This window comes from Sphingomonas sp. UYP23 (assembly GCF_054059235.1).
The window spans coordinates 2,035,831-2,061,319 of record NZ_JBSSBX010000001.1; the positions used below are offsets into that span (position 1 = coordinate 2,035,831).

Annotated in this window: 17 protein-coding genes and 1 pseudogene; 13 read left to right on the forward strand and 5 right to left on the reverse strand. The window is 61.9% G+C overall.

Annotated elements, in window-relative coordinates; genetic code table 11:
• Window positions 1–265: 265 nt before the first annotated feature.
• The 4 genes from ACVWYO_RS10095 to ACVWYO_RS10110 all read left to right on the forward strand — a co-directional run bounded on the left by ACVWYO_RS10095 (window position 266) and on the right by ACVWYO_RS10110 (window position 6,503).
• Window positions 266–1,831, forward strand: coding sequence for a glycosyltransferase family 2 protein (locus ACVWYO_RS10095; RefSeq protein ID WP_457350436.1), 1,566 nt, complete (start codon window positions 266–268; stop codon window positions 1,829–1,831).
• A gap of 131 nt (window positions 1,832–1,962) precedes the next feature.
• A complete protein-coding gene (locus tag ACVWYO_RS10100; RefSeq protein WP_457350438.1) occupies window positions 1,963–2,664 on the forward strand; it encodes a DUF5672 family protein in 702 nt (233 codons plus the stop codon).
• A 418-nt stretch (window positions 2,665–3,082) separates the two neighbouring features.
• Window positions 3,083–4,306, forward strand: coding sequence for a hypothetical protein (locus ACVWYO_RS10105; RefSeq protein ID WP_457350440.1), 1,224 nt, complete (start codon window positions 3,083–3,085; stop codon window positions 4,304–4,306).
• A 40-nt stretch (window positions 4,307–4,346) separates the two neighbouring features.
• Complete coding sequence (locus tag ACVWYO_RS10110) at window positions 4,347–6,503, forward strand: glycoside hydrolase family 99-like domain-containing protein (protein ID WP_457350442.1); 2,157 nt, start codon at window positions 4,347–4,349, stop codon at window positions 6,501–6,503.
• A gap of 428 nt (window positions 6,504–6,931) precedes the next feature.
• Here ACVWYO_RS10110 and ACVWYO_RS10115 read toward each other — a convergent pair whose 3' ends face one another.
• Complete coding sequence (locus ACVWYO_RS10115) at window positions 6,932–8,284, reverse strand: IS1380 family transposase (protein ID WP_457348490.1); 1,353 nt, start codon at window positions 8,282–8,284, stop codon at window positions 6,932–6,934.
• Between the two features lie 197 nt (window positions 8,285–8,481).
• Here ACVWYO_RS10115 and ACVWYO_RS10120 point away from each other — a divergent pair, with 197 nt between their 5' ends.
• The 4 genes and pseudogenes from ACVWYO_RS10120 to ACVWYO_RS10135 all read left to right on the forward strand — a co-directional run bounded on the left by ACVWYO_RS10120 (window position 8,482) and on the right by ACVWYO_RS10135 (window position 11,373).
• Window positions 8,482–9,507 carry a hypothetical protein gene (locus ACVWYO_RS10120; RefSeq protein WP_457350444.1) on the forward strand — a complete coding sequence of 342 codons (1,026 nt, stop codon included), beginning with the start codon at window positions 8,482–8,484 and terminating at the stop codon, window positions 9,505–9,507.
• A 411-nt stretch (window positions 9,508–9,918) separates the two neighbouring features.
• Window positions 9,919–10,344: a fasciclin domain-containing protein gene (locus ACVWYO_RS10125; protein WP_457350446.1), complete on the forward strand. Its 426-nt coding sequence runs from the start codon at window positions 9,919–9,921 to the stop codon at window positions 10,342–10,344.
• Between the two features lie 92 nt (window positions 10,345–10,436).
• Window positions 10,437–11,090, forward strand: a pseudogene (locus ACVWYO_RS10130) (NAD(P)/FAD-dependent oxidoreductase); the annotation flags it as partial.
• A 67-nt stretch (window positions 11,091–11,157) separates the two neighbouring features.
• Complete coding sequence (locus ACVWYO_RS10135; protein WP_457350448.1) at window positions 11,158–11,373, forward strand: hypothetical protein; 216 nt, start codon at window positions 11,158–11,160, stop codon at window positions 11,371–11,373.
• On the opposite strand, the gene crtI is transcribed toward ACVWYO_RS10135, so the two are convergent.
• From crtI to ACVWYO_RS10155, 4 genes are all read right to left on the reverse strand, one after another.
• The gene (gene crtI / locus ACVWYO_RS10140; RefSeq protein ID WP_457350450.1) at window positions 11,370–12,989 is read right to left on the reverse strand and encodes a phytoene desaturase family protein; all 1,620 of its coding nucleotides are present in this window, start codon (window positions 12,987–12,989) and stop codon (window positions 11,370–11,372) included. The genes ACVWYO_RS10135 and crtI overlap by 4 nt on opposite strands.
• Window positions 12,986–13,930: a Brp/Blh family beta-carotene 15,15'-dioxygenase gene (locus ACVWYO_RS10145; RefSeq protein ID WP_457350452.1), complete on the reverse strand. Its 945-nt coding sequence runs from the start codon at window positions 13,928–13,930 to the stop codon at window positions 12,986–12,988. The genes crtI and ACVWYO_RS10145 overlap by 4 nt, the downstream gene beginning before the upstream one ends.
• A gap of 4 nt (window positions 13,931–13,934) precedes the next feature.
• The gene (locus ACVWYO_RS10150) at window positions 13,935–14,702 is read right to left on the reverse strand and encodes a bacteriorhodopsin-like (protein ID WP_457350453.1); all 768 of its coding nucleotides are present in this window, start codon (window positions 14,700–14,702) and stop codon (window positions 13,935–13,937) included.
• A gap of 255 nt (window positions 14,703–14,957) precedes the next feature.
• On the reverse strand, window positions 14,958–15,581 hold the full coding sequence (locus ACVWYO_RS10155) for a LuxR C-terminal-related transcriptional regulator (protein ID WP_457350455.1): 624 nt from the start codon (window positions 15,579–15,581) through the stop codon (window positions 14,958–14,960).
• A 322-nt stretch (window positions 15,582–15,903) separates the two neighbouring features.
• Between ACVWYO_RS10155 and ACVWYO_RS10160 the strand changes: the two genes are divergently transcribed.
• From ACVWYO_RS10160 to ACVWYO_RS10180, 5 genes are all read left to right on the forward strand, one after another.
• Window positions 15,904–16,401, forward strand: coding sequence for an Lrp/AsnC family transcriptional regulator (locus ACVWYO_RS10160; RefSeq protein ID WP_457350458.1), 498 nt, complete (start codon window positions 15,904–15,906; stop codon window positions 16,399–16,401).
• Between the two features lie 352 nt (window positions 16,402–16,753).
• Window positions 16,754–19,810, forward strand: coding sequence for a TonB-dependent receptor domain-containing protein (locus ACVWYO_RS10165; protein ID WP_457350460.1), 3,057 nt, complete (start codon window positions 16,754–16,756; stop codon window positions 19,808–19,810).
• A 44-nt stretch (window positions 19,811–19,854) separates the two neighbouring features.
• A complete protein-coding gene (locus ACVWYO_RS10170) occupies window positions 19,855–21,468 on the forward strand; it encodes an amidohydrolase (RefSeq protein WP_457350462.1) in 1,614 nt (537 codons plus the stop codon).
• Window positions 21,469–21,532: 64 nt separating this feature from the next.
• Window positions 21,533–24,016 (forward strand): zinc-dependent metalloprotease, encoded by a 2,484-nt coding sequence (locus ACVWYO_RS10175; RefSeq protein ID WP_457350464.1) that lies wholly within the window; start codon window positions 21,533–21,535, stop codon window positions 24,014–24,016.
• Between the two features lie 401 nt (window positions 24,017–24,417).
• Window positions 24,418–25,455: a TonB-dependent receptor plug domain-containing protein gene (locus ACVWYO_RS10180; protein ID WP_457350466.1), complete on the forward strand. Its 1,038-nt coding sequence runs from the start codon at window positions 24,418–24,420 to the stop codon at window positions 25,453–25,455.
• The last annotated feature ends 34 nt before the right edge of the window (window positions 25,456–25,489 follow it).

Below are 25,489 nucleotides of genomic sequence, written 5' to 3' on the forward strand. Positions count from 1 at the left end.
GTCGCAGGCCGCGTCACCAGAACGCCTTGGCGGAATTCGATCACGCGAAAGATTGTTTACCGGTATTGATAGCTGCTTAATGTGCTTTCAGCCGCCATCCCGCGCATATACTCATGTCGCCGATCGGTCCTTCCGCGAAGAGCAACCTTGCCTGCCTGCGCTAGCCGACTAAACGGCCCGGATGATGAATAATAGCTCGTTTGAGCAGGACCTCCGGAAATGGGGCGGCGTAGCAACGGTCCGAAGGATCTGGCTTACCCTATGGGTGCATTTCGACGCCGGCCGCCGTGCGCCACGGGCTTATATGACCGCCTTGTGGTGGCGTTTGCTTGGCAAACGTTTACGGGCACGATCTCAGTTCGCACCATTGCTCATGAAGTCGCCGCGGGCCTATTCGCTTTGGCTGGAAAGCGAACCGCGCATCGACGCGTATACGGATTGCTTCCGACGTATCATCGCGCTGGTTGATGCGTCAGGGGATCAATCGGCTTCGGCACGTGGCGCTGTGCAGCGAACGCTTGATAGCTTGTCCACCGAGGGAATAGCAGCTTTCGTCGTAGGGACTTCGCGCATTCCGGACCTTGGCGCCGTCGCGAGACGGATAGATTGGGGCGAGGCCGTCTGGCTCCTGCCGATACCTGCCGGCGACGTGGTGGCACCGGCCGCTGGCGATGCGTACCGCCGAGCGATCGGTGCGGCGGATAGCCGCGTCATCTATGCTGATGACGACCTCTACGATGATCGTCGCCGGCGGACGTCTCCGCATCTCAAGCCGGATTGGAATGCTGAGCTATTCAATCATTTCGATTATCTCAGTGGGGCGTGCATCGTATGCGCGACTGAGCAAGATCTCGAGAACAATAGCGGCCCCCTCTGGGTTCCTCATCTCACCGCCTCGATCGCGGCCGCATCCGCCACTGTACCTCGTCATCTTCCGTACGTCTTGCACCATCGGCTCTCGCGGCCGAGCCCTACGATTCCGGCGTCGTTCGATACGGGGCACGCCGAAACACCTTCTGTGAGCGTAATCGTGCCCACGCGGAACAGGATCGACCTTCTACACACCTGTTTGCAGGGGCTGGAGCAAACGGACTATCCGAATCTCGAAATCATTGTCGTCGATAACGATAGCGATGATCCGGCTACATTGGCGTATCTCGCAGCACTCCCCGCGCCCCGCTACCGTGTAGAGCGATATGTGGGAGCTTTCAATTTTTCCGCGATTAACAACCTTGCCGCGCAGAGCGCGCGGGGGGACGTCTTATGCCTGCTCAATAACGACATCGAGGTCCGGGCCCCAGGCTGGTTGAAAACGATGGTGCGACAGGCGTTGCGCCCCGAGGTCGGTGCGGTCGGCGCGCAGCTCCTCTACCCGGATGGACGGATCCAGCATGCCGGGGTGACGTTGGGCATAGGCGGTGGTGCCGGCCATTCGCACCGCTTCCTATATCCGGACGACGTTGGGTATTTCTCTCGGCATGCCGTGCCGCAATTCGTATCGGCAGTAACGGCAGCTTGCTTGGTGGTGCAACGTTCCCGTTTCCATGCGGTCGGCGGGCTTGACGAAGAAAATTTTGCTGTCGCCTTTAACGATGTGGATTTGTGCATGCGTCTCAAACGTCGCGGATGGCAATCGCTCTACGAACCGCGAGCCATGCTTGTGCACCACGAATCCGTGTCGCGCGGTCTCGATCGCGATCCGATCGGTGCGCGCCGTTTCGCCGGGGAGTTCGCGGCACTCCGGCGATTATGGGTCGACGGCAAACCGCTTGATCCGTTCTTTCATCCAAACCTCAGTCCGTTCAGCGAACGCTTCGCGCTTAACCTGTGAACCGACGTATGAATCTGGCTCCAGAGAAACGTCGGCTCCACGAGGTGGACCGACTGTTTTTGCCGCAAGTAACTTTGTGTGCCGTCACCTCCGTCAACGTTACGGCGACGATACAGGCAATGCAGGATTGCATGGCGCAAATCACCTTTGCAGACTGCATGCTCTTCACCGATGCGGATCTCGATGGTTTGCCGTATGACCTCGTGGCCGGCATAAAGGTCTTTCCTATCGATAAGATCACATCCTCCTCGGCATATTCCGATTTCTTGCTCCATGACCTTGCAGACCATGTCGCCACGTCGCATTGCTTGATCGTGCAATGGGACGGCTATGTCCTAGACCACCGCCGCTGGCTTCCGCAGTTTCTCGATTACGACTATATCGGCGCGAGTTGGCCGCAATTTGATGACGGTCATGATGTTGGCAATGGCGGCTTTTCGCTGCGCAGTCGGGCGCTTCTCAAAGCCTGCCAAGCGCCGGAATTCAGACCTGTTCATCCCGAAGATGTTGCCATCGGCCGTCACAACCGCGCCTGGCTCGAAACGTGCGGTTTCCGCTTCGCCCCTCGCGCTCTCGCCGACTGCTTTGCGACCGAGCGCCGAGGCGACCTTGCCGCAAGCTTTGGCTATCATGGGGTCTACAATATGCCGCGCGCTGCAGGGCTTGAACGATTCTGGCAGACGTATCTGACCCTCGATGAGCGGTCCGCCGTCCATCACGACCTCACGACACTATTGCGCGCTCTGGGGGGAGGCCGCAACGCACTGTCACGACGGTCGCAAATGCTGCTGCGTTACGTGCGCGATCGGATCGGGAGTTCGCGCGGCGGCTGAATGCTATTCTTTGTGCGGTCGTACGCGCGTCGGGTCGTGGTTGACAGTGTCGCCGCCGTCGGCAATCGATCGGCGATGATCTTTCTCGATGGCTAACCGCTGAGGGCGAGGGGGTGAGCGCGATCTGTTTCGATTCCTTTGTTTTCGTCCAAATCTGCTAGCTACCAGTGCCCACCATCTCAGGTTTTCGTGATTATGGAGTGATCCCGATGGCGCTATGGCGATTGCACCCGACCGCCGTGGAGGCCACAATACGCACTCAAACCGAATCTTGAAATTTGTATCTTTGAAACGTGTCTCGTGCGCCTGTTGCATTCAATACAATACGTGCGCCCAGTGTATTAATAGTCAGCAAGGCAGTGAAATGGTTCACGGTCCGAATATACCGAAAAGCAATACTACCCGGAGGTTGACGGATATGTCGGAACTTGATGAGGATTCTGCATCCGCACCAAAATCGAATGATTCCACTTTAAACGTTGTGACGTCGGCACCTGGGGGTGGGGCGGAAGGTTTTCGGATGTCTAGTAAGTCTGAGCAAGCACCAATCGCTAACGACGTGACCGTATCAAAGGGTGATAGCCTTATGTTGAATGCAGAGCTCAGAAAGCGGGATCAGGCACTTGAGCTGATAACCCAAGAACTGCATGACTTGCGCCATAAACTAAGCTTCGCCGAAAATCGGCTGCGTCAGCATGATGAAGAGGTCGAGCAATATCGTAAAACGCTCGAGGGTATGACCTCAGTAGAGAATCAAGTCGCGCAATGGCGAGCGAAATTCGAGACTGAACGGGATTGGGTTTTTGAACTCTCGAGGCAACGGCGTCAGTCCGAGGAAGAAGTGGCCCGCCTCGCGGCTGCCGTTGCCCACCTCGAGGCGGAGGCACGTTCGCACTCGACGCGTGTTCAAAACTTCAGACTCGAATTGGCAGGCCTCAAAGCGGACAGTGCAAGGTCTGCCCAAAGCGCACGAATCGAATATGAGGCCACGATTGAGAAGGCGCATGATGCCAAGCTCTTAGCCGAACGCCAAATTGCCGACCTCGCTGCGCGCCTCGAAGAAAAGTCGAGTGCTCAAAGTCCTGCGCCGGAGAATGAGCGCCAACAGGTTGAAATTACCCGCCTGTCCGATCTTGTGAAAGACCGAGATAAGCAAATCTTTGATTTGCGACGGCGTGAGTCTGAGGCAATGTTAGAAAAGAGAGCCGACGATCAAAAAACACGTTCGCGCTTTGAAGAGATAAAGAAATCCGTCAAAGATCGAGACGATCAAATATTCGATTTGCGAAAGCGCGAATCTGAATTGCTGTTGGAAAAGAAGGCGAATGAGCAAAAGGCGAGAGAGCGCTTTGAAGAGATCAGTAAACTGTCTTCGTTGTTGATGCAAAGGGAAGCTGAGCTCCTTGATAAAGAATGGCTTCATAAAGTTTGCGTCTATTTTCTAAAAATCCCGTTTTGGTGGTATTTGCTGCCAGCAAGCTGGCGTAGAAAGCAGCGTGATCGCAAGTTGAAGCAGTTGGCTATTTTTGATGCCCGCGCATATGCGGAACGATATCCGGACGTTGCCAACGAGCGTATCGACCCTTTCAAGCATTATGTTTTGCATGGCCTTCGTGAGCATAGGGATCGCGTCTTTAACTAACATTCGGCTCTAGATCTTTTTTCTGTTCTCGGGGTAAACTGTGGCGTTGATATCTTATTCACGTGATGACGTTGAAATTGTACGTGCCAGTGATCTGTTTGATTTAGATTGGTATCTTGGAAGCTATGCTGATGTGGGCATGCTTAATATGGATCCCGTCGTCCACTATCTCTGGGTAGGAGCCAAGATCGGGCGTGATCCGTCGCTTAAATTTAGTACTCTTGGCTATTTGCGCGAGAATCCTGATGTCGAACAGATGGGGGCAAATCCGCTTGTTCATTACTTAACGATGGGTCATGCGGAGAACCGCAGCATAGCAACCGCAGAAGAGTATCGGCATTGGACTCCGATTACGGACCGGTATCTCGAGCGCTTTCAATTCCAACCATTGAGCGATAAGAAAGCCCGCGTCATAGCGTTCTATCTTCCGCAGTTTCATCCGTTCAAGGAAAATGATGCCTGGTGGGGCGACGGGTTTACTGAGTGGACTAACGTTAACCCCGCTCGTCCTAATTTCTTCGGCCATTACCAGCCGCATGTGCCGCACGATGACATCGGCACCTATTCGCTACTGGATCGTTCTGCGCAGCTAAAGCAGATCGAATTGGCCAAAGCCTATGGCATCGAGGGCTTCTGTTTCTATTATTATTGGTTCGACGGCCACCGCTTGATGGAAAAGCCGATCGACAATTATCTTGCCGATCCAACGCTGGATCACCCTTTCTGTCTGTGCTGGGCGAACGAGAATTGGTCACGTCGGTGGGACGGGCTCGATTCTGAGATCTTGATCGCGCAGAACCACAGCGCCGAGGACGACCTTGGCTGTATTGCGGATTTGGCGAAGTACATCCGCGATAAGCGGTATATCCGGATTGACGGAAAGCCGTTGGTGTTAATTTATCGACCGAGCCTTTTGCCAGATCCTAAGGCGACCGCGGCGCGGTGGCGGCGATGGTGTCGTGATAATGGCATCGGTGAGATTTTTCTTGCCTATACGCAATCGTTCGAAAATGAAGACCCCCGCGTCTATGGATTGGATGCCGCTATCGAATTTCCGCCGAACAATTCGGCGCCGCCCAATCTTACGAAGACTGTGCTGCCTTTCGTCGATACCTATGCGGGCCAGGTCTACGACTGGCGGATTCTCGTCGAGCGTAGCGAGGCCTATAGCACGCCTTCGTACCCCCTTTTCCGCGGCGTGTGTCCTGGTTGGGACAACACGGCGCGCCGCAAAGAGAATGGGATCACGTTCGTCAACAATACGCCGGCATCCTACCAGCGCTGGTTGCATAACGCGGTGGTCGACACTGAAAAGCGCTTCCGCAATCCAGACGAGCGGGTGATTTTTGTAAACGCGTGGAACGAGTGGGCGGAAGGCGCGCATCTCGAGCCCGACCAGCGAAATGGTTATGCGTATCTCGAGGCAACACGTGCCGCGCTCGATGCGACACCGCAGCCCGTAAGCCTTGGCGTGGTCATTCACGCCTTCTATCCCGACGTACTTCGAGAGATCGTCGACATCTGCGGGGAAATTGAGGAGTCCTTCAAGTATTTCGTAACAACCAATGCTGCTGTTGAGGAAGAGGTTCGGACAATCCTCCAAAATCAGGACAAGGACTTCACGCTTTTGGTGCTCCCCAATCGCGGACGAGACGTTCTTCCCTTCCTAAAAGTGTTGGAACAGATGGAGCGTGAAGGAATAGAATTTTTCGCGAAGGTTCACACCAAGCGGTCGCTGCATCGCGCAGATGGTGCACAATGGCGCCGTGAACTGTACGATGCGGTAATCGGGCGCGATACGTTTGCGGCGTCGATTACCGCAATGCGCGACGATCCGCGGATCGGCATGCTTGGTCCCGACGGGCATTTGGTTTCGATGGACACCTATCTTGGATCCAATCTTGAGCGGATCACGAAATATGCCGGAGTGTTGGGGGTCAGTCCAGACCGACTCCTCGAATATAGTTTTTTCGCGGGCACTATGTTTATCGCCCGAGTCGAATCGCTCAGACCGATCTTGACACTCGGACTGACCGACCAGGATTTCGAGGACGAAGCCGGCCAAATCGATGGGACCTTGGCCCACACGCTTGAGCGGATCCTAACGATCTGCGTGTTGTCGCGCGGCTATCGAATTGGAGCTTCCTCCGCCCCGACGAAGGAGGTGACGATCAATACACGGTACGGATTTGCCTGACCGTCGTTCGCGCCGTCCTAGCTGGATCGCGCAAAGACCGTGGTGGGCGATCGCATTTGTCTGCGCAGCCAATGCACCCGGGTCGCAGTCATCGGCGGTACCGGAGGGTATAGAACGCAATTTTGACGGCAAGCCGATACGGGTTTCTATTGCCCCTCGGCGTTTTGCTGGCGCCGTGATGTCGGTGACGTATCGCGGAGTCGAATATATCGACACGTCCGATCACGGTCGCGAGCTGCAGTCAGCACTGCAGCTCGACGGTCTAGCCTGATCTATTCACCGGCAGCGTTTCTCAGCCGATGGGTTAGCGCAGGCGTCGTATAGCCGCAGGCAGGGCGCATGGGTCCGAAGCGCCTGTCTCATCGCGGTTTCACAGGTTGGGGCGGAGTTGATGGGCGGGGTTCGTTAGGCGGCCACTGCCGCATCGATCATGGGCCCGCGGTGCGCAGATTGAGCGCGATGGATCGGAACAGTGCGGCATCGGGGTATGCGCTGGCGAAGGCGATGCGGATGCGGCTGGCGGTTTCGACGACGCGCGCGGCGACCTTGAGCAGCCGCAGGCGGATGGTCGCGAACTCGGCGGTGCGGAGCGTGGCGGTTGCGGGCATAGCGTGCCGCACGGCCCACATCAGCCAGTAGGCGGCGGTGTGAAGGATGAGCCGCATCTGATTGGCGTTGGCCGAGCAGCAGGAGGTTCGGTCGCTCTTCAGCTGCGTTTTATGCAGCTTGATCAGGTTTTCCGCCTGGCCGCGAGCGCAGTAGAGCGTGTCATAGATCCGTTCAGCGCTGCCCTCGGCAAGCGAGGTGACAACGAGGCGGATGTCGAGGCCGAGGCTGCTCGCCTCGATGCGAGCAACGACGCGACGTTCGGTATTCCCCCAGGTTTTCGCAGCGTAGCGCGTCTCTGCGTAACGCCGTAGTTCGACCAGTCCCTGCAATGCCCGGTCGGTCGCGCAGGCATCGCCTTCCCGGACGATGACGGGATCGGCGTGGAGCGTGCGGTTGCCGGGCAGCCCGAAGATGTAGTCGATGCCGTTCGCCTCGCACCAGGCCATCGGCTCTGGCCGACCGTAATGACCATCGCCGCGCAGCGTGATCCGGGTATCGGGCCAGTGGCGACGGATACGTCGCACGAGCCGGCGAACATGGCCGGCGACTTCCTTGCCCGACGGCGTTTTGCCGGTGCGCAGCAGCATCGCAACCGGCCGCCCGGTAGCGGTGTCGTAGACATGGATCGGCAGGAAGCAACGCTCGCCGTAGTGCCCGTTCCAGAAGGAGAGCTGCTGCGCGCCGTGTACGACGTCGACGGTATCGTCGATGTCGAGCGTCACCGCCGCAGGCGGCACGGGGTAGCTCGCGCAATAGAGGTCGACCAGCGTGCCGGTCAGACGGATCAACTCGCGCGTAGTCGGCGCGTTCTCCCACCGGCTCATCGTCGGCTGGCTGGCCAGCCCGAACGGATCACCCGGCAGTTTGCCGAGCGCCAGCTTGAACCCTGGATCATGCCGCAGGGTGTCGAGATCGTCGGCGTCTTCATACCCACACGAGATCGCCAGCATGCGGGCGCGCAAGATGTCGGCGACCCGGTGGATCACCCGACCCTGATCGCGCGGATCAGCGATGCAGGCGGCGAGCCGATCCGCGATCCCCAACCGCCGCTCGGCCTGTGCGAGCAGTAGCACGCCGCCGTCCGACGTCAGCCGACCGCCGTCGAACGCGGCGGTGATTTTTCGACCACGAATGGCTGGGAAGGTAAAGGAGAACCCGCTATCGTCAGCCATGGCGGTCGTGGCACTTTCTGTCTGGAGCAGAGGGATGGCGTAAGCACCCTTTCTCTACTCCAAACCAAAGACTTAGACCACGATCGCCACCACCGATTTGGGCTCCCGATGAATAATCCGGGCTAGGCGAATGTTTCAATCCAACCGAAGCCGGCTCGAAGGCCGACGCACGCAAGCCCACGACGTCAAGTCGGCTGATGTCAGCGCAAATTACGGCCAGCGCGATCGTCACGCGCACGCAGGCAGCGTTTTGGCTCGCCCCTCATGAGCGATACCCAGTCGATTGCGGTGGACTTCCAGCGGGACAAACAGGGGGGCTGGACCACGCCGTCAACGCGACGACCCTGTCCCAATTCGTCGTCGAGAAGACGGTGAAATTCTATGGGGATGCCATTCCAAATCTTGTGACCGTTGATACGACCTGGTCCGTGCCGTCGTCTCACAGGTCCGCCAATATCGAGGGTGTGACGGCGTACCTTCCGCGATCGTTCGGAATTTTTTTGGAGTACGATCCGATCGCGCGGTCGTTGCGCCGGATCGTTCCGGGCGAGACTGATACCGCCGCGCAACATACGACAAAGGCGGTAATTCTCTCCCGGCTGGATGGTGGCGATGCGATGGGCGCCTTTGCCCCCGCGATTCTTCAGGATCCCGCTCTGGGTTATATGGCGCTGTTCGATTTTCCAAAGGCGGACGCACCGACCACCAAATGGTCCTGCATGTTCTACGTTCGCAATCTGAGCGCCGGACATCGATATCAGCAGCGCTGCAACCTCGCGCTCGGCTCGGTCGATCAGGTTCTCGATGCCATCGATTCTTATACAGGCAATTCCCAAAAGGCGGCGGCGATACGGCCATTCTACCGTTCTTATCGACCTCCGATGCATCGTATCGCAAGTTCATATCGCGACGCGGTATCGGATGGCTTCAGGTTTGAGCTGACCGCGTTCCATAGCTTTACCCAAGGCGGCCAGGGGCGACGCCCGATCTATCTGTGCGGCGGCAAAAACGCACTTGATACCATCGGTACGGCGAAAGAGCGTTGCCGAGGTGTGACCGGGCAGCTGGCGGGCTATGTGGCGATCGCGGCGGCTTCAGGTCTCGTTCCACTCTATCGGTTCGAAAACGCAGTCACCGGGGATGTGCTGACAACGATCAGCGCCAACGAAGGGGCCGACAACGGGTATAGGTCGCGTACGATATTAGGCTATGTCAGGAACTGAACGCGCAGGGGCCGTACTGACAAAAACACTGGCAACTGGCAATGGTTACAGGGACCGTTCAGGATTTACAGCCACGACACCGTGTATGTTTACCAACGCGCCTGAACATGCTTCTGTTAAGCTAGGCATCGTGGTGGCGAGAAGCGATCGGCCTCGGTGGTGGCTCACCATTTGGACACCGCCCAAATCTGTCGTGTGCCGTATCCTGTGATCATGCAGGCGGCACTGCCAACACGATCCGTCCCAGCGCCGGATCAAGCGCAAGATGGTTCAAAGCCCGTATTGAGGACATCGGTCGGCGATGCGACGTGCATCGCGTGGGAGGTCGAAATGCCTGCAGGATTCTCCCATTTCAGGCCGTCAAGGAACGTTCGTTCCGCCCTGGACCCTGCTGCAAATCGAGGAACAGACATGACCGATACGACCCATGACATCGTCGATACCGCCGTCGCCGCAGGCGCCTTCACGACACTCGTCGCGGCCGTCACGGCTGCGGGCCTGGTCGATACGCTGAAGAGCGACGGCCCGTTCACCGTCTTCGCACCGTCCGACGACGCGTTCGCAGCGTTGCCGGCCGGCACCGTCGATGACCTCGTAAAGCCGGAAAACAAGGACAAGCTGACCGCAATCCTGCTCCTCCACGTCCTCCCGGGCAAGGTGATGGCAGCCGACGTCGCGGGCCAGGTGCTCGATCCCGCCACCGCCGGCGGTGCGACGGTCCATGTCGATGGTACGAACGGCGTCACCGTCGATGGTGCCAAGGTCGTGACCGCCGACATCGCCTGCACCAACGGCGTGATCCACGTTATTGACACCGTGCTACTTCCCAAGGGCTGATCCTCGACGCCGGCGACCGGGCGCTGCTATGGCCCCGGTCGCGGGCAAGATCGCTATCGAACCGAATCGGACGTCCTATGAAGACCCCCGGCATGAGGATCGGCATCGTCGGCGCCGGCATCGCAGGTCTTTCCTGTGCAGAGACGCTCCAGCGGGCTGGGTGTGTGGTCACGGTGTTCGACAAGGGGCGCGGTGCTGGCGGGCGTATGGCGACCCGTCGTGTCGCATCGGCATCCGGCGACGTCGCGTTCGACCATGGCGCGCAATATTTCACGACACGGGACCAACACTTCACCGCCGCCGTGACGGAGTGGCAAGCGGCCGGGGTCGTCGCCCCGTGGCCCGGCGCAGGCGATGACGCCTGGGTCGGAACGCCGGGCATGAACGCCGTGGTCAAAGCGATGGCGCAGCCGTTGGCGGTCCACTGGAACAGTCGCGTCGATGCGCTCCGCCGTGTCGACGGGGCGTGGTTCCTCGCTTCCGTCGCCGACGATCCGTTCGCCGCGGTGATCGTCGCGACCCCGGCCGAGCAGGCAGCACCGTTGCTGGTGGCGCACGACCCGGCGATGGCTGCGATGGCGCAAGCTTCGCCGTCCGCGCCGTGCTGGACGGCGATGCTGGCGTTCGACGAGCGGATCCCGATCGCCGAGGACGTCATTCGCGATGCCGGCATCATCGGCTGGGCGGCGCGCAACAGCGCCAAGCCTGGCCGCGGCGGCATCGAGACCTGGGTCGTCCAGGCGACGGCGGACTGGTCGCGCGATCATCTCGAGGATGGCGAGACCAGCGTGGTCGATGCGCTACTGTCGGCACTTGCCGCGAACGCGACCGAGGCCGCTGCCCGCCCCCGTCGTGCGGATCGGCCATCGCTGGCGCTACGCGCGCGCCAAGGCGACACAGCACGGCGTGCTGTGGAACGACGCGATGCGGATCGGCGCGGTCGGGGACTGGCTGCTGGCACCGCGGATCGAAAGCGCGTGGCTGTCCGGACGGATGCTGGCCGAGCGGATCCTCGCGGCCGACCGCTAGGCGGGCATCCCGGCGACGATCCGCGGATCGACCGCATAATCGCGGGCGATTTCGCGTGCGGTCATCTTGGCCGACATCATCACCGATGGCGTCCCCCCGCCCGGCTGCGTGCCCTGGCCGACAAGGTACAAATTGGTGATATCCTCGCTGCGGTTGTGCGGGCGGAAGAAGGCGGTCTGCGTCAACCGCGGCTCGACCCCGAAGCCGTTGCCGGCATAGGCGCCGAGCACCTGCTCGAAATAGTCGGGGGTGACGAAGCTGCGATAGACCAGCCGCTCGCGCAGGTCCGGGATGTAGCCACGATCATCGAGGAAATTGAGCACCGTGTCGGCGAACCCCTCGCCCACCGCATCCCAATCCACGTCGCCCAGCGTGTTGGGCACGGGGATCAGCGTATAAGCGGCATGATAGCCCGGCGGTGCGAGGCTCGGATCGGTCAGCGTCGGGATATGCAGATATTGCGAAAAGTCCTCGGCGAGGATCTTGCGTTCGAAGATGTCGGTCAGCAACTCTTCGTAACGCGGCCCCAGGATGATGTTGTGGTGCCGGACGTCGGGGTCGCCCGCGCGCTTCTCATAGCCGAAATAGATGACCATCAGCGACATGCTCTGCTTGCGGAACTTGACCACGGCATCGCGATTGATCCGGCGATGCGCCGCGTCGATCAGCTTCAGATAGGTGGTTGCGTAATCGGCGTTGGAGACGACGAGATCGGCCTTAAGTGTTTCGCCCGACGCGAGCGTCACGCCGGTCGCGACGCGCTGGCGGCCGCGCTTCTCGACATCGATCCGCGCCACCTTTGCACCCAGCTGCAGCGTTCCGCCCAGTTCCTCGAACTTGACGACCAGCGCCTTCACCAGCGCGCCGGTGCCGCCCATCGCGTAATGGACGCCCCAGGTCTTTTCGACGAAGTGGATCATCGCATAGATGGCGGGCACCTTGAGCGGATTGCCGCCGATCAGCAGCGGCTCGAAGCTGAACACCTGCCGCATCTTGTCGCTCTTGAAATATTTGCTAATGAGCGAAAACAGCGGCTGGACCGCCCCCAGCTTGAGCAGGTCGGGCACCACCTTCAGCATCGACCCGAGGCTGCCGAAATAGGTGTAGCCGAGCTCGAGGAAACCGCGCTGGAAGATCGCGCGCGCCGCCTCGTGGAAGCGGTCGTAGCCGTCGAGATCCTCGGGCGCGAGCCGTGCGATCTGCGCGCGGACGTTCACCGGGTCGGCATCGTAATCGAAGAAGGTGCCGTCGTCGAAATAGATCCGGTAGAAGGGCAGCACCGGCACGATGTCGAGATAGCGACTGGTATTGGGCCCGCCGCTGATGCCCGACACGATCCGCTGGCCATCGCCGAGCACGTCGTCGGGGAAATCGGGCGCGCTCAGCATCGCCACATCGCGCTCGAGCGAGAAGAGCTCCTCGATGAAATGCGGGACGGTCAGCACCGTCGGCCCCATGTCGAAGGTGAATCCTTCGGCGCGCCGGACATAGGCGCGGCCGCCGACATCATCGAGCTGCTCGACGATACGGGTGTCGAAGCCGAGGCTCTGCAGGCGGATCGCGCAGGCGATTCCACCGATGCCGGAGCCGATCACGATAGCGGTACGACGAGTCATGCGGTCAGGGTCTTCTCTTCAAAGGAAGGTACGGCGGACAGCCGCCCTTCGAGCCAGCGCGAGAGCATCAAATGCGGCACCGCGACCGATGCCAATAGCTGAAACGCTTGTGCCACAACTATTGGCTCGAATCTCGACGGCGCTATCGATCGTACGGCCCACCAACCGAGAATGGCGAGGCCCGACAGCAGCGCGCCGGTGCCGAGCCATCGCCCAAGCGGCATGTCGCGCAATACAGCGCGGGTCTGCGCCAGGTGCCGCGGCGAATGCAGGAAGACGAAGAACAGCGCGAAGCCCGCGACCGGCGGCAGGACCAGCAGCAGAGCGAAGCACAGCGCCATCGCCGCGGCCCAGTGTCGGCTCCCGTCGCGCCACGCCGCGGCAATCCCGACCGCGGTCACCAGCAACGCGACCGGCGCGGCGGCGGTGATGATCTGTGCGACCACCGCAGCGCGCGGATCACTCATCGCGACGAACAGCGCCGAAACCTCGGCGGGATGGCCGATCGTCGCCGCCGCGATCACCGCCGCACCCGCTGCGACCCGCAGCAGCGGCTCCTCGAGCATCTGCCAATCCTCGCCGAAATGCACCGAAGCGACCGCCAGGAAAAGCACCAGGGCTGCTAGCGGCAGCAGCATCCAGAGCCCCACCATCAGCAGCGCGATCGTGGCATACCCACCGACCGCAATCCCGACGCCGGATCGGCCCAACGCGACCGAACGCCGCAGCAGCGCGATGTCATACGCCCCGTGCGGCAGACCGCCGCCGATGAACACGAGCGTCGCCGCAGCCACCGCCGCCGGCTGCCCGAGCGGCACGCCCAACAGCGCCGCTGCGATCAGCGCGGTCGCCGCGATCCAATAGGCTGGATACACGACATCGCCACGCCCCAGAGGAGCACGGCGACGCGGTGATGGCTGGGTGTAGGCAAGCGCCGTCATGATGTCAGGCGGCGTAGCCCTTGTGCCCGTCGGCTTCAGCCTCGGACTTGCGGACCGCGATCAGGAAGATCAGGATTCCGAGGCCAGCCTTGGCGACGATGTCCGCGATCGTATAGCCGATCTGGATCGTCGTGGTCGCCGACCCACCGGTCAGCCCGGCATAGGGCGCCATATAGACGATCGGGTAGAAGCCCCACGACGCGAAGGTCAGCAAGCGTGCCTTGCGCACGAGCGGCTGCGCGCCCGCAGGCTGCTGCTTGATCGAGGCGCCGAGACCGCTGAACAATTCCCACACGATGTAGAGGAACGGGATCGCCGAGAGCGTGCCCCAGATCGCGCGCGTTGGAATGTCGCTGGCGATTTCCCCGGGATAGCCGAGCACGATCATCAGCGCCGCGGCCGAACCGAGGCGGATCGCCTTGGACGACGTCTCCTCGCGCGACAGCCGCATCACCAGCACCAGTTCGATCAGCAGCAACGGCACGGTCAACAGCCAGTCGACGTAGCGATAGGCATCGTTGAACGCGAACCCCGTCGCGGTGACGACGCCGTCCTTGAAGACATAGGCCGCGTTCCAGCTCTCGAAGATCCGGAAGTAATGATAGGCGGCGATGCCGGTGACCAGCCCCGAGATGGTCAGCGCGGTCCGATAGGCCGGCGCAACCAGTCCGCGACTGAGCCAGAGGAAGGCGGTGGCCGCCCCCATCGCCGCAAAGGTGAAGGAAAACGCGTTGTAGACCAGCGAGAACTGGAAGGGCGTGACGATATCCATGGGAGTCTCCGTCGCATTGATCCGCGGCACGGGTGCGCCGGGCAGGCTCGATCCGGGATCTCGCCAACCCAGTTGAGATGGACCTGTAGCTCCCGAATATGTCGCCACAGCAGCGCCAGATGGCCGAGGGTGAGCCTGACCGCGCACCGAATGGCTGAAGGTGCACGGCAACGCCGCTGTGGCGACAGGAGAGGTTTAGACTGACGGGGATTTTCCGCCGATACGGGCTTTGGGCCGTACCGAGATCGTCCGCCGTTACAGGCCGGCCTCGACGGCGAGGCGGATGAGGTCGGCGGTCGTATGCAGATCGAGTCTGCTCATCAGAATGGCGCGGTGCATCTTGACGGTCTTTTCCGCCAGATTGAGCTCGGCGGCGATCTGCTTGTTGAGCAGGCCGTTCGCGACGAGCTTGAGCACCTGCCCCTGCCGGGGCGACAGCGCCTTGACCATCTCCGCCGCGCGAATGCGGCGCATGCTCGACGGCGTCGCCGCGCCGGAATCGATCTCGATCTGCGACCCCAGGAAATACAGCAACGCATCGTTCTCGTCGTAGATCGGCGCGACGAGGACGGCATTGCGAAACGGCTGGCCGCTGCGCTTGTAGTTCAAGATCTCGACAAGCACGGGACGATGCTCGCGCACGCCGCGCCGGATCTCCTCGGTCAGCCACGGTTCGGTCGCCGGGCCCGACAGGAAGCGGCAGTTGCGCCCGACGACATCTTCGACTGGATATCCGGTCAGTTCGCAGAAGGCGTCGTTACACGCGACGATCGGATTGTCGGGCAACCGCGGATCGCTGATCACCGAGGGAATCGGGCTATCGGCGACCAGACGCAAATGCCGGTCCCGCGTGGCAAGAAAATCGGCCTGTTGAGCCATGTCAGCTGCGCGTGCGATGCATATCGACCTGCATACCCGCGGCACGACAGTGTGGCACTCGAATTGTTGGGACGTGGCAAGAGCGCTCCCGGTATCGGGATTGCGCGCGTGCCGAGGCAAGACCATTCCGACCTAGCCGTCGCCCCCCGAGCCGAGCGGACACTCGACAATATCTTGCGCAAACCCTTGCTGAGGGATTGGTTGCAAAAGGCAGGAGTCTTATTCGCAACATTTTCGTGCGTCGGATCTGAATTTATGCTGCACTGCGCAAAAGTGTCGAGCGTCATCGGAATTCCGACGATCGCTCTGCCGGGGGGTAGCAATGAACGATGCCAATCCAGACGCTATCGACGCGACCGACTATCGGATCCTGCGCGAACTCAGCGCTGACGGTCGATCCTCGGACGTCGCGCTGAGCGAGCGCGTCAATCTGTCGAGTACCGCGGTCGCGCGGCGCCGAAGGATTCTCGAGGAAAGTGGCGCGATCGGCGGCTATTCTGCCGATCTCGACCTTGCGCGGCTCGGCTTCGGCATCGTCGTCATCGTCATGATCGAACTCAGCTCGCAAGCCGAGCCTGCGCTGGTCGAGTTCGAGACCGCGGTGATCGCGTGCCCCTCCATGTCCTATTGCAGCTTCGTATCGGGCAGCACCGACTTCCTGATGATCGTCCACGTCCGCTCGCTTGCGGATTACGACCGGGTCTATCGCAGCGAACTCTCGACGTTGCCGCACGTCGCGCGGGTCCGCAGCAGTTTCGTGTTGCGGGAGGTCATGCAGCGCAGCGTACCGCCAGCGGTACTGACATCGCGCACGACGTGACGGCCGAATCATGCGTAAAACGCGATATTGTTATTTCAATCGATTTCAGTCGCGTTTGATATCAGCAATAATAATACAGATCGCGCAGGAATCGCAACCAAACTGTCACGATCCCGCCGAACTTTAGCGGAATCCGCACGCCCGTTTCTGTTAGCCTCTGTTTCGAGAGAGGGGTTCTCACAACCGACATTTTGGATGCCGCGGCATTGTTCGCGGTCACCGCAGCACTGTGGTCTGCGGTGTCGGCTCTGTGTGTGTCCCTTTGGATACGAGAGTCGTGCCGCCGCGAATGGGCGAGCAGACCGTGATTGGAGTGGGTGCCCGGGCGACGTGCGTTTCTCGGGGGGATACTATGACACGATTCACTGTCGCCGTTGCACAGACACACAGCCGTCGTTCCCGCAATCGCTGGCTCGGGACCGCCGGCATCATCGCCCTTACCGCCATCGCGCATCCGGCCTTCGCGCAGGTCGCGCAGGCGCAGATCGAACCGGTCAGCACGCCCCCCCGCGATACCGCGCAGTTGCTCCCCGCGACGCCGTCGGATGGCGACAAGGACGGCAGCGAGATCGTCGTCACCGGCTCGCGCATCGTGCGCGACGGCTATAGCGCGCCGACCCCGGTCAGCGTGATCAGCACCAAGGAGTTGCGCGCCGAAGTCCCCGCCAACATTTCCGATTTCGTCAACACGCTGCCCGCAGTGCGCGGTTCGGGGACGTCGTCGAACTCGAACGGCTCGCTGTCGAACGGCGCTGCCGGCATCAACAGCGTCAATCTGCGCAACCTCGGTGCGAACCGCACGCTGGTCCTGTTCGACGGCCAGCGCTCGGTCGCCTCGACCACGACGGGGCAGGTCGACGTCAACACCTTCCCGCAATCGCTGATCCAGCGGGTCGAGGTCGTCACCGGCGGCGCATCGTCGGCGTATGGCTCGGACGCGGTCTCGGGCGTCGTCAACTTCATCCTCAACAAGCGCTTCACCGGGCTCGAGCTGTCGGCCGAGAACGGCATCACCACCTACGGCGACGCGCCGAACTACAAAGTGGCGCTGACCGCGGGACATGCCTTTCTCGACGGGAAGCTGCACGTCACGATCGCTGGCGAATATTTCAAGCAGACCGGCGTCACCACGATCGCACGCGACTGGAACGACAGCGGCTTCTTCACCGTCAACAACCCGACCTATTCGGCCGCGGCGGGCGGCAATTGCGCCAAGCCGGCGGGCTATGTCGCGGGCACGCCGATCGCGGGATGCACGCCCGAATATTTCGTCACGTCCGGCGCCGGGACCGGGCAATTCACCCCCGGCGGCCTCGTCTCGACCGGGCCGCTCAAGGGCACCTATTTCGGCGCGGTCGATCCCGCCACCGGCAAGGCGACGGTCAACCAGCTGACGTTCGGCCAGACCAGCGGCCAGTGGATGATCGGCGGCGATTACAATATCACCAGCGCGAACCACCGCTCGAGCGCGTCGCTGCAGCCGTCCGAGGAGCGCAAGAGCAGCTTCGGCCGGCTCAGCTATGAAGTGACGCCGGGAATCGAGGTCTACGGCCAGTTCGCCTACAACCAGTATCGCGGCCAGAGTTTCTACCAGCAGACCCCGACGACCGGTGTCTCGATCAGCGTCAACAATCCGTATCTGCCCGATTCGGTGCGCGCTAAGATGGTCGCCAACAACCTCTCGACGATCTCGATCGGCACCTCGAACGTCGATCTCGGCCAGCAGGGCAGCGACAATACGCGCAACGTGTATCGCTATGTCGGTGGCGTTGCCGGGGCGTTCCATGTGCTCGGCAGCGACTGGAAGTATGACGCTTACTACCAGTTCGGCATGACCAAGACGACCGAGAAGCTGACCAATGCGTGGAACCTCGCGCGTCTGGCGCTGGCGACCGACGCGGTGGCGGCGCCGGCCGGCAATGCACTCGGAGTCGCGGCAGGGACGCCGGTATGCCGTTCGTCGCTGACCGCGCCGACCAACGGCTGCGTTCCGATCAACCGGATCGGCACCGGCGTCGCCAGCGCGGCGGCGATCAATTACGTAATGTATGGCGGCCAGCAACCGACGCGGTTGCAGCGCCTGACCGAGAAGGTCGCTGCGGGCAGCATCCGCACCAACAGCCTGTTCCGGCTGCCTGCCGGCCCGGTCGGCTTCGCGTTCGGCGCCGAATATCGCGAGGAAGCGGTGAGCGGCTTCGTCGATCCGCTGTTCCAGCCGGTCGTCGCCAATGGCGTGACCTCGGGCACGTGGATCTACGGCAATTACCTGGCGACCACCGGCAAGTACACCGTCAAGGAGGCATTCGCCGAGCTGCTCGTGCCGCTGATCAAGGGGGCCGATTTCAACGGCGCGGTGCGCGTGACCGATTATTCGACCTCGGGCACGGTGGTCACCTGGAAGGCCGGGCTGACCTATCAGATGATCCGCGACATCAAGTTCCGCGGCACCGTGTCGCGCGACATTCGCGCGCCCAATCTGCAGGAACTGTTCGCATCGGGGACCGGGCGCACCAACACGGTCAATCGTCCGACGGCGACGGGTGGGGTTGCGACCGACCAGTTCAACGAATCGACCGTCGGCAATTCCGCGCTCAAGCCCGAAATCGCGATGACCTATGGCGCGGGCGTCGTGCTGACGCCGCGCTTCCTGCCCGGGTTCGCCTTCTCCGCCGATTATTACAACATCAACCTCAAGGGCGCGATCTCCTCGCTCGTCGCACAGACGCTGGTCGATCAATGCTATACCGCCGGGCTGCAATCGGCCTGCTCGTTCATCGCGACCACCGGCGGGCGCGGCGTGGTGACGCCGGGGCTGGCGATCACCAGCATCGAGATCAAGCCGACCAATTTCGTCTCGATCAAGACGCAGGGGATCGATTTCGAAGGAAGCTATCATCACGAATTGGGCGCCGGCACCGTGTCGCTGCGCGCGCTTGCCAGCTATGCGATCGGCCTCAAGACCAATAACGGCGTCGCCGCGATCACCGACGATGCCGGACAGAATACCGGCGGCCTGACGAAATGGACCTACCGCTTCACGGCCGGTTATGATTTCCGCAGCGGTTTCGGCGCTTCGCTTGTCGCGCGCGGGGTGAGCCCGGGCGTCTACAACAACAATTACATCGTCTGCTCGACCAACTGCCCGGCGTCGAGCTCGGATTATCACACGGTCAACACCAACCGGATCCCCGGCGCCTTCTATTTCGACCTCAATGCGAACTACACGATCAAGTCGCACGGGTCGCAATTCGAGCTGTTCGTCGCGGTCAAGAACCTCCTCGACAAGGATCCGGTGCTCGTCGCGATCGGTCCGACCGGCAACAACACGCCCGCTTATCCGCAGACCAACCGCTCGCTCTACGACGTGCTCGGCCGCGTCTACCGCGTCGGCGTGCGCGTGAAATTGTGATCCGTTTCCCCCGTCCAACCGTGTCCAAACAAAGGGTCGATACAATGCAGCGTCTGAACTATTCCGCCGCGGTCCGGGCGATCGCCGGTGCCGCGATGATCGGCACGTCGCTCTCGGCAACCGCGGCCCAGGCGCAAGCCAGCGCCGCGCTCAAGCAGGAGGCGATCGCCAGCGTCGATGCCCATGCCGACATGGTGGCGAAGGCGGTCGACCAGGTGTTCAGCTATGCCGAGCCGGGTTTCCAGGAAGTCCAGTCGACCAAGTACATCGCCGATCTGTTGACGAAGAACGGCTTCAAGGTCGAGTTCGGCGTCGCCGGCATCCCGACCGCGTTCAAGGCGACCTGGGGCGAAGGCGGTCCGCTGATCGCGCTCGGCAGCGACATCGACTGCCTGCTCGGCGTGTCGCAATATCCCGGCACCGGCAAGCTGACGCCGATGGTCGCCGGCGCGCCGGGGCATGGCGAAGGGCATAATTCGGGGATGCCGCTGATCGTCGCCGCGGCGATCGCCGCCAAGGACGTGATGGTCAAGCACGGCATCAAGGGGCGGCTGCTGATCTGGCCGGGGATCGCCGAGGAATTGCTCGCCACCAAGGCCTATTACGTGCGCGACGGGCTGTTCAAGGGCGTCGATGCCAACATCTTCACGCATGTCAGCTCGGACTTCAGCACCGGCTGGGGCGAAGGCGGCAGCAACGGGATGGTCTCGGTCGAATATACCTTCCACGGCAAGACCGCGCATGCCGCGGGCGATCCGTGGGATGGCCTCAGCGCGCTCGACGGCGTCGAGCTGATGGACACCGCGTGGAACTTCCGCCGCGAGCATCTCCCCGTCACGCAGCGCTCGCATTACGTCATCTCGAACGGCGGCGGCCAGCCCAACGTCGTGCCCGATGTCGCCTCGGTCTGGTATTATTTCCGCGATCGCACCTTCAAGGACGTCGCCAGCCTGTACAAGATCGGCAACGATATCGCCGAGGGCGCCGCCAAGCAGAGCGGCACGACGGTCGAGCATCGCATCCTCGGCTATGCCGCGCCGAATTACGGCAACCGGCCGATGGCCGAGGCGGCGTACGCCAATATCCAGGCGGTCGGGATGCCGAAATGGTCGGCCGACGACCAGGCCTTCGCCAAGACGGTGCAGACCGTCACCAAGCGCGAGGTCAAGCCGCTGGCGACCAAGGTGGCCGAGCTCTCGACCCCCGCCAACCGGCCGCGCTCGATCGGCGGGGGATCGGACGATGTCGGCGACATCATGTGGACCGTGCCGACGATCACGATCCGCTTCCCGTCGAACATCCCGAGCATGATCGCGCACAACAAGCTCGCGGCGATCGCGATGGCGACGCCGATCGCGCACAAGGGCGCGGTGGCCGGCGCGAAGGCGGTGGCGCTGACCGTGCTCGATCTGATGACGACGCCGAGCCTGATCGCCAAGGCCAAGGATTTCCAGCAGAACGTCCAGTTCAAGGAAGACACCTATGCGCCGCTGATCACCGCCAGCGACACGCCGGCGATCTGGCTCAACCACGACCTGATGGAGAAGATGCGGCCGCAGCTGGCCAAATTCTATTACGACCAGAGCAAATACCCGACCTATCTCGCGCAGCTCGGCATCGCCTATCCCGGCGACGCCGCCAAAGACCCGACCAAATGATCTGTCGACGGGCGGCCCGGTGGGTCGCCCGTTCGCCGCTGCGCGGGTGACCAGGAGCCCGATGATGAACCGTCCGACGATCGCCGTTTTGAGCCCGGGCGTAGCCATGCTCGCCTTGCTGTCGCTGCCCGCGGCGAATGCGATCGCCGCGCCGCCTGCTGCGCTGGCCGCCAAGAGCGAAGGCCAGCGCTTCGACGGCTATATGCCCTTCACCTGGGAGGCCGCGAAGGGCCGCGTGCTGCTCGAAATCCCTGCGTTCGACGAGGACATCCTCTATTACGTCTCGGCGGCGACCAATCCCGGCTCGGTCGAAGCGCCGTTCGATCGCGGCGTGCTGTACAGCTCGGTGATCCATTTCGTCCGCTCGGGCGGCAAGGTCGTCGTCAACCGGATCAACCTCGACTATCGCGCGGTGCATGGCAGCGCCAAGACGCAGGAAGGCGTCAGCGATTCTTTCCCGAGCTCGGTGCTCGCGGTGCTCCCGGTCGAATCCGACATGGGCGGCAAGGTCGTCGTCGATGCGACGGCGCTGTTCATGCGCGACGCTGCGGGCATCACGACGCGGCTGAAGCGCGCCAAGATGGGCGACTTCAAGTTCGATCCGGCGCGCAGCGTCTTCTACCCCAAGCGGATGAAGGCGTTCCCCGAAAACACCGAGATCGCGACGATCGCGACCTTCACCTCGGATGCGCCGGGCGCGGCGATCAGCGCGGTGACCCCGGATCAAGGGGTGCTGACGATGCGCATCCACCATTCGTTCCTCAAAGCGCCGACCGGCTATGTCCCGCGCGAGGCCGATCCGCGCATCGGCGTCAGCGCGATCCGCTTCAAGGATTTCTCCAAGCCGTTTGACGAAGCCCCCGACACGCAGTGGATCACGCGCTGGCGGCTCGAGAAGAAGGATCCGGGCGCGGCGCTGAGTGAGCCAGTCAAGCCGATCACCTATTATTTCGACCCCGCCATCCCCGATCCGATCCGCGCCGCGATGAAGACCGGGCTGCTGTGGTGGAACACGGCGTTCGAGGCGGCCGGCTTCAAGAATGCGATCCATGCCGAGGATGCGCCGGCCGACATGGACCCGATGGACATCCGCTACGCCTATGTCCTGTGGATTCAGCGCGACGAGCGCGGTTTCTCCTCGAGCGGCAATTATGCCGACCCGCGCACCGGCGAGACGCTCGGCGCCAAGACGCATATGGACACGTTCCGGATGCGCACAATCGCGAGCTATTACGACGCGTATCGCGGCGGACTGCCGGTCGATGGGTCGGGCATCACCGTCGCCGATCCGAGCATCGTCGATGCCGCCGCGTTCGACACGATGCCCAAGGCGCAGCGCGACATGGTGCTGCTGCGCCAGGCGCTGCTCACCGCGCACGAGCTCGGCCATACGCTCGGCTTCCAGCACAATTGGGCGGCGAACCAGAACGACCGCTCGTCGGTGATGGAATATCCCACCCCGCGCGTGAAGGTCACCAACGGCAAGCTCGATCTGAGCGAATCGTTCATGAAGTCGATCGGCGCTTACGACACCTATATGGTGCGCTACGCCTACACCCCGTTCGCGGTGCCGCAGGAACGCGCCGGGCTCGATGGCGTGGTCAAGGACATGCGCGATCACGGCATTGTCTTCACGCTCGACAGCGACCCCCGCTGGACCTGGTACGACGACCGCGGAACACCTGAGGAAAATCTCCGCGAGACCGCCGCCGTCCGCAAGATCGCGCTCGCGCAATACGGCGCGGGGATGCTCAAGCCCGGCGAGCCGCTCGGCAATCTGCGCGATATGCGGTTGTGGATCGTCTATCTGCAGCAGCGCTATGCGATCGAATCCGCGGTCAAATATATCGGCGGGATGCTTCAGAACATCAGCGTGAAGGACGAGGCGCATCCCCTGGCGCCGACCGAATTCATCGCGGGCGACCGCCAGCGCGCGATCCTGGCGCAATTGATGGAGACGCTTGCGCCGAAGAATCTGGAGATCCCGGAATCGCTGCTGATCCAGCTGACGCCGACGCCTGGCCGCAATCTCGAGGATCTGTCGAAGGACGATGTGTTCGACCAGCTGCGCGCGGCGCGGATCCTCGCCGCGCAGGTGATCGAGCCGCTGTTCGACGCCGACCGCGCGGCGCGGATGGTCGCGCTGGCGGCGCGCCAGCCTGGCGCGCTGACCTTCCCCGAACTGGTCGATACCGTGCTGGCGAACAGCTGGAACGCGCCGGCCGATGCGACGCCGCAGGCGCGGTCGCTGCGCCGCCAGGTGGAGGCGGTGACGCTGCTGGGGATGATGATGCTCGGCGGATCGAGGGACGGATCGCCCGAGGCGCGCGCCTATATCCTCGACCGGCTCGATCAGCTCGCGACCAGCCTCAAGACGCGCACCGGGCCCGACGCGTTGACCACGGCCTTCTACCGCCAGTCCGCACGCGACATCGCGCGCTATCTCGAAGACCCCGTCGCGAACGCGCCGAAGAGTGCTGCGCCGGAATGGGGGCAGGGCCCCCGCTCGCGCTTTCCGTTGCCGCCGGGGCCGCCGCTCGGGGGGTGAGGGGCGTTGCGGGACAGGTTGGCGGTCGCCGAAACATTCCCTGCGTCTTGGGAGGATGGGCCGTGTGCCGACCGGGCTGGCATTGCCGGTCAGCGCCAGACCATCGCTGGTCAAGATCTTGCGGACGTCGGTATGGGCATGGCCGAACGCGCGCCAGCGTCAGGTTCGGCGTCGCCGAGAAGGCATGAAGCCCACAGTATCCAAATACATCTCAGTATGAATATTCTTTAGCAAAAGAAAATACAGTGTAACAAACCGTGTCATCCAGACTGCATTCTGATGAGAACGATAGGTCCGCTTAATTCCCTATCGTTTTTGTCATTCATATTACGCATTACGCCTTCAACAGACCCCCGTGGCGGACGATTTTATCCCCATTTGGTAGTTTAAGAAGGAAGACGATGCGCAAGGCTTTCATGTATGGTGCTGCAGTGGCGGGCTTCGGCTTGCCGACCTTCGCCGCGGCCCAATCGACCGGATCGATCGACGCCGAGACCGACATCATCGTCAGCGGCACGCGCGCCAAGCCCAACATCAACGGCATCGAAATCCCCGAGACGCCCAAGCCGAAGGCGGTGCTGACGCAGGAGTTCATCGCGCACCGGGTCCCTGGCCAGTCGATCCTCGACACGATCAACCAGATCCCGGGCGTCAATTTCACCAACAGCGATCCGTATGGCGCGTCGGGCGGCCAGCTCCGCATCCGCGGCTTCGACGGCGCGCGCGTCGCGCTGACGTTCGACGGCATTCCGCTCAACGATTCGGGCAATTATTCGATCTATTCCAACCAGCAGCTCGACCCCGAGCTGATCGAGCAGGTCAACGTCAATTTCGGCTCGACCGACGTTGATTCGCCGACCGCCAGCGCTTCGGGCGGGACGGTCAACTATCGCTCGCTCACCCCGACCGACACGATCGGCGCGACCGTCGTCTATTCGCACGGCACCTACGACATGAACCGCGTGTTCGGCCTGTTCAACACCGGCACCTTCACCAAGTTCGGCACCAAGGCGTGGCTGTCGGCGAGCAGCGAGACCTATGACCAGTATCGCGGCTCGGGCAGCCTCGACAAGAAACAGTATAACGGCAAGATCTACCAGCCGCTCGGCAATCATGGCGACTTCATCTCGATCGCCGCGCACTACAACGAGAACCGCAACAGCTCGTACAGCAACCCGACGCTCGCCAATATCCGCAGCGTGCTCGGCACCGCGGCCGTGCGTAATTATAGGCGTCGGTCCTCGAATTGTACGCCGAATAGCTGCCGTCGGTGCCGAACTTGCGGCTCACCCCGCCGAGCGCGAAGCGCGTGCCCTCGATCGAGCCGGAGCCGCCCGCGATCAGGCCGCCCGAGCCGTCGTCGACCAGCGCCTGACGGGAATAGGAACGGTCGTTCTGTAGGATCGCGTCGCGCTTGGTGTAATCGAGATAGAGCGTGACGTTGCCGCGCCCGCTGTCGAAATTATGGCCGAG

Coding starts and splice junctions, on each gene's coding strand:
- ACVWYO_RS10150 (WP_457350453.1), bottom strand. CDS start 14,702: ATGGATATCGTCACGCCCTTCCAGTTCTCGCTGGTCTACAACGCGTTT.
- ACVWYO_RS10180 (WP_457350466.1), top strand. CDS start 24,418: ATGCGCAAGGCTTTCATGTATGGTGCTGCAGTGGCGGGCTTCGGCTTG.
- ACVWYO_RS10160 (WP_457350458.1), top strand. CDS start 15,904: ATGAACGATGCCAATCCAGACGCTATCGACGCGACCGACTATCGGATC.
- ACVWYO_RS10175 (WP_457350464.1), top strand. CDS start 21,533: ATGAACCGTCCGACGATCGCCGTTTTGAGCCCGGGCGTAGCCATGCTC.
- ACVWYO_RS10170 (WP_457350462.1), top strand. CDS start 19,855: ATGCAGCGTCTGAACTATTCCGCCGCGGTCCGGGCGATCGCCGGTGCC.
- ACVWYO_RS10145 (WP_457350452.1), bottom strand. CDS start 13,930: ATGACGGCGCTTGCCTACACCCAGCCATCACCGCGTCGCCGTGCTCCT.
- ACVWYO_RS10165 (WP_457350460.1), top strand. CDS start 16,754: ATGACACGATTCACTGTCGCCGTTGCACAGACACACAGCCGTCGTTCC.
- ACVWYO_RS10115 (WP_457348490.1), bottom strand. CDS start 8,284: ATGGCTGACGATAGCGGGTTCTCCTTTACCTTCCCAGCCATTCGTGGT.
- ACVWYO_RS10155 (WP_457350455.1), bottom strand. CDS start 15,581: ATGGCTCAACAGGCCGATTTTCTTGCCACGCGGGACCGGCATTTGCGT.
- crtI (WP_457350450.1), bottom strand. CDS start 12,989: ATGACTCGTCGTACCGCTATCGTGATCGGCTCCGGCATCGGTGGAATC.
- ACVWYO_RS10125 (WP_457350446.1), top strand. CDS start 9,919: ATGACCGATACGACCCATGACATCGTCGATACCGCCGTCGCCGCAGGC.
- ACVWYO_RS10100 (WP_457350438.1), top strand. CDS start 1,963: ATGGCGCAAATCACCTTTGCAGACTGCATGCTCTTCACCGATGCGGAT.
- ACVWYO_RS10105 (WP_457350440.1), top strand. CDS start 3,083: ATGTCGGAACTTGATGAGGATTCTGCATCCGCACCAAAATCGAATGAT.
- ACVWYO_RS10120 (WP_457350444.1), top strand. CDS start 8,482: ATGTCAGCGCAAATTACGGCCAGCGCGATCGTCACGCGCACGCAGGCA.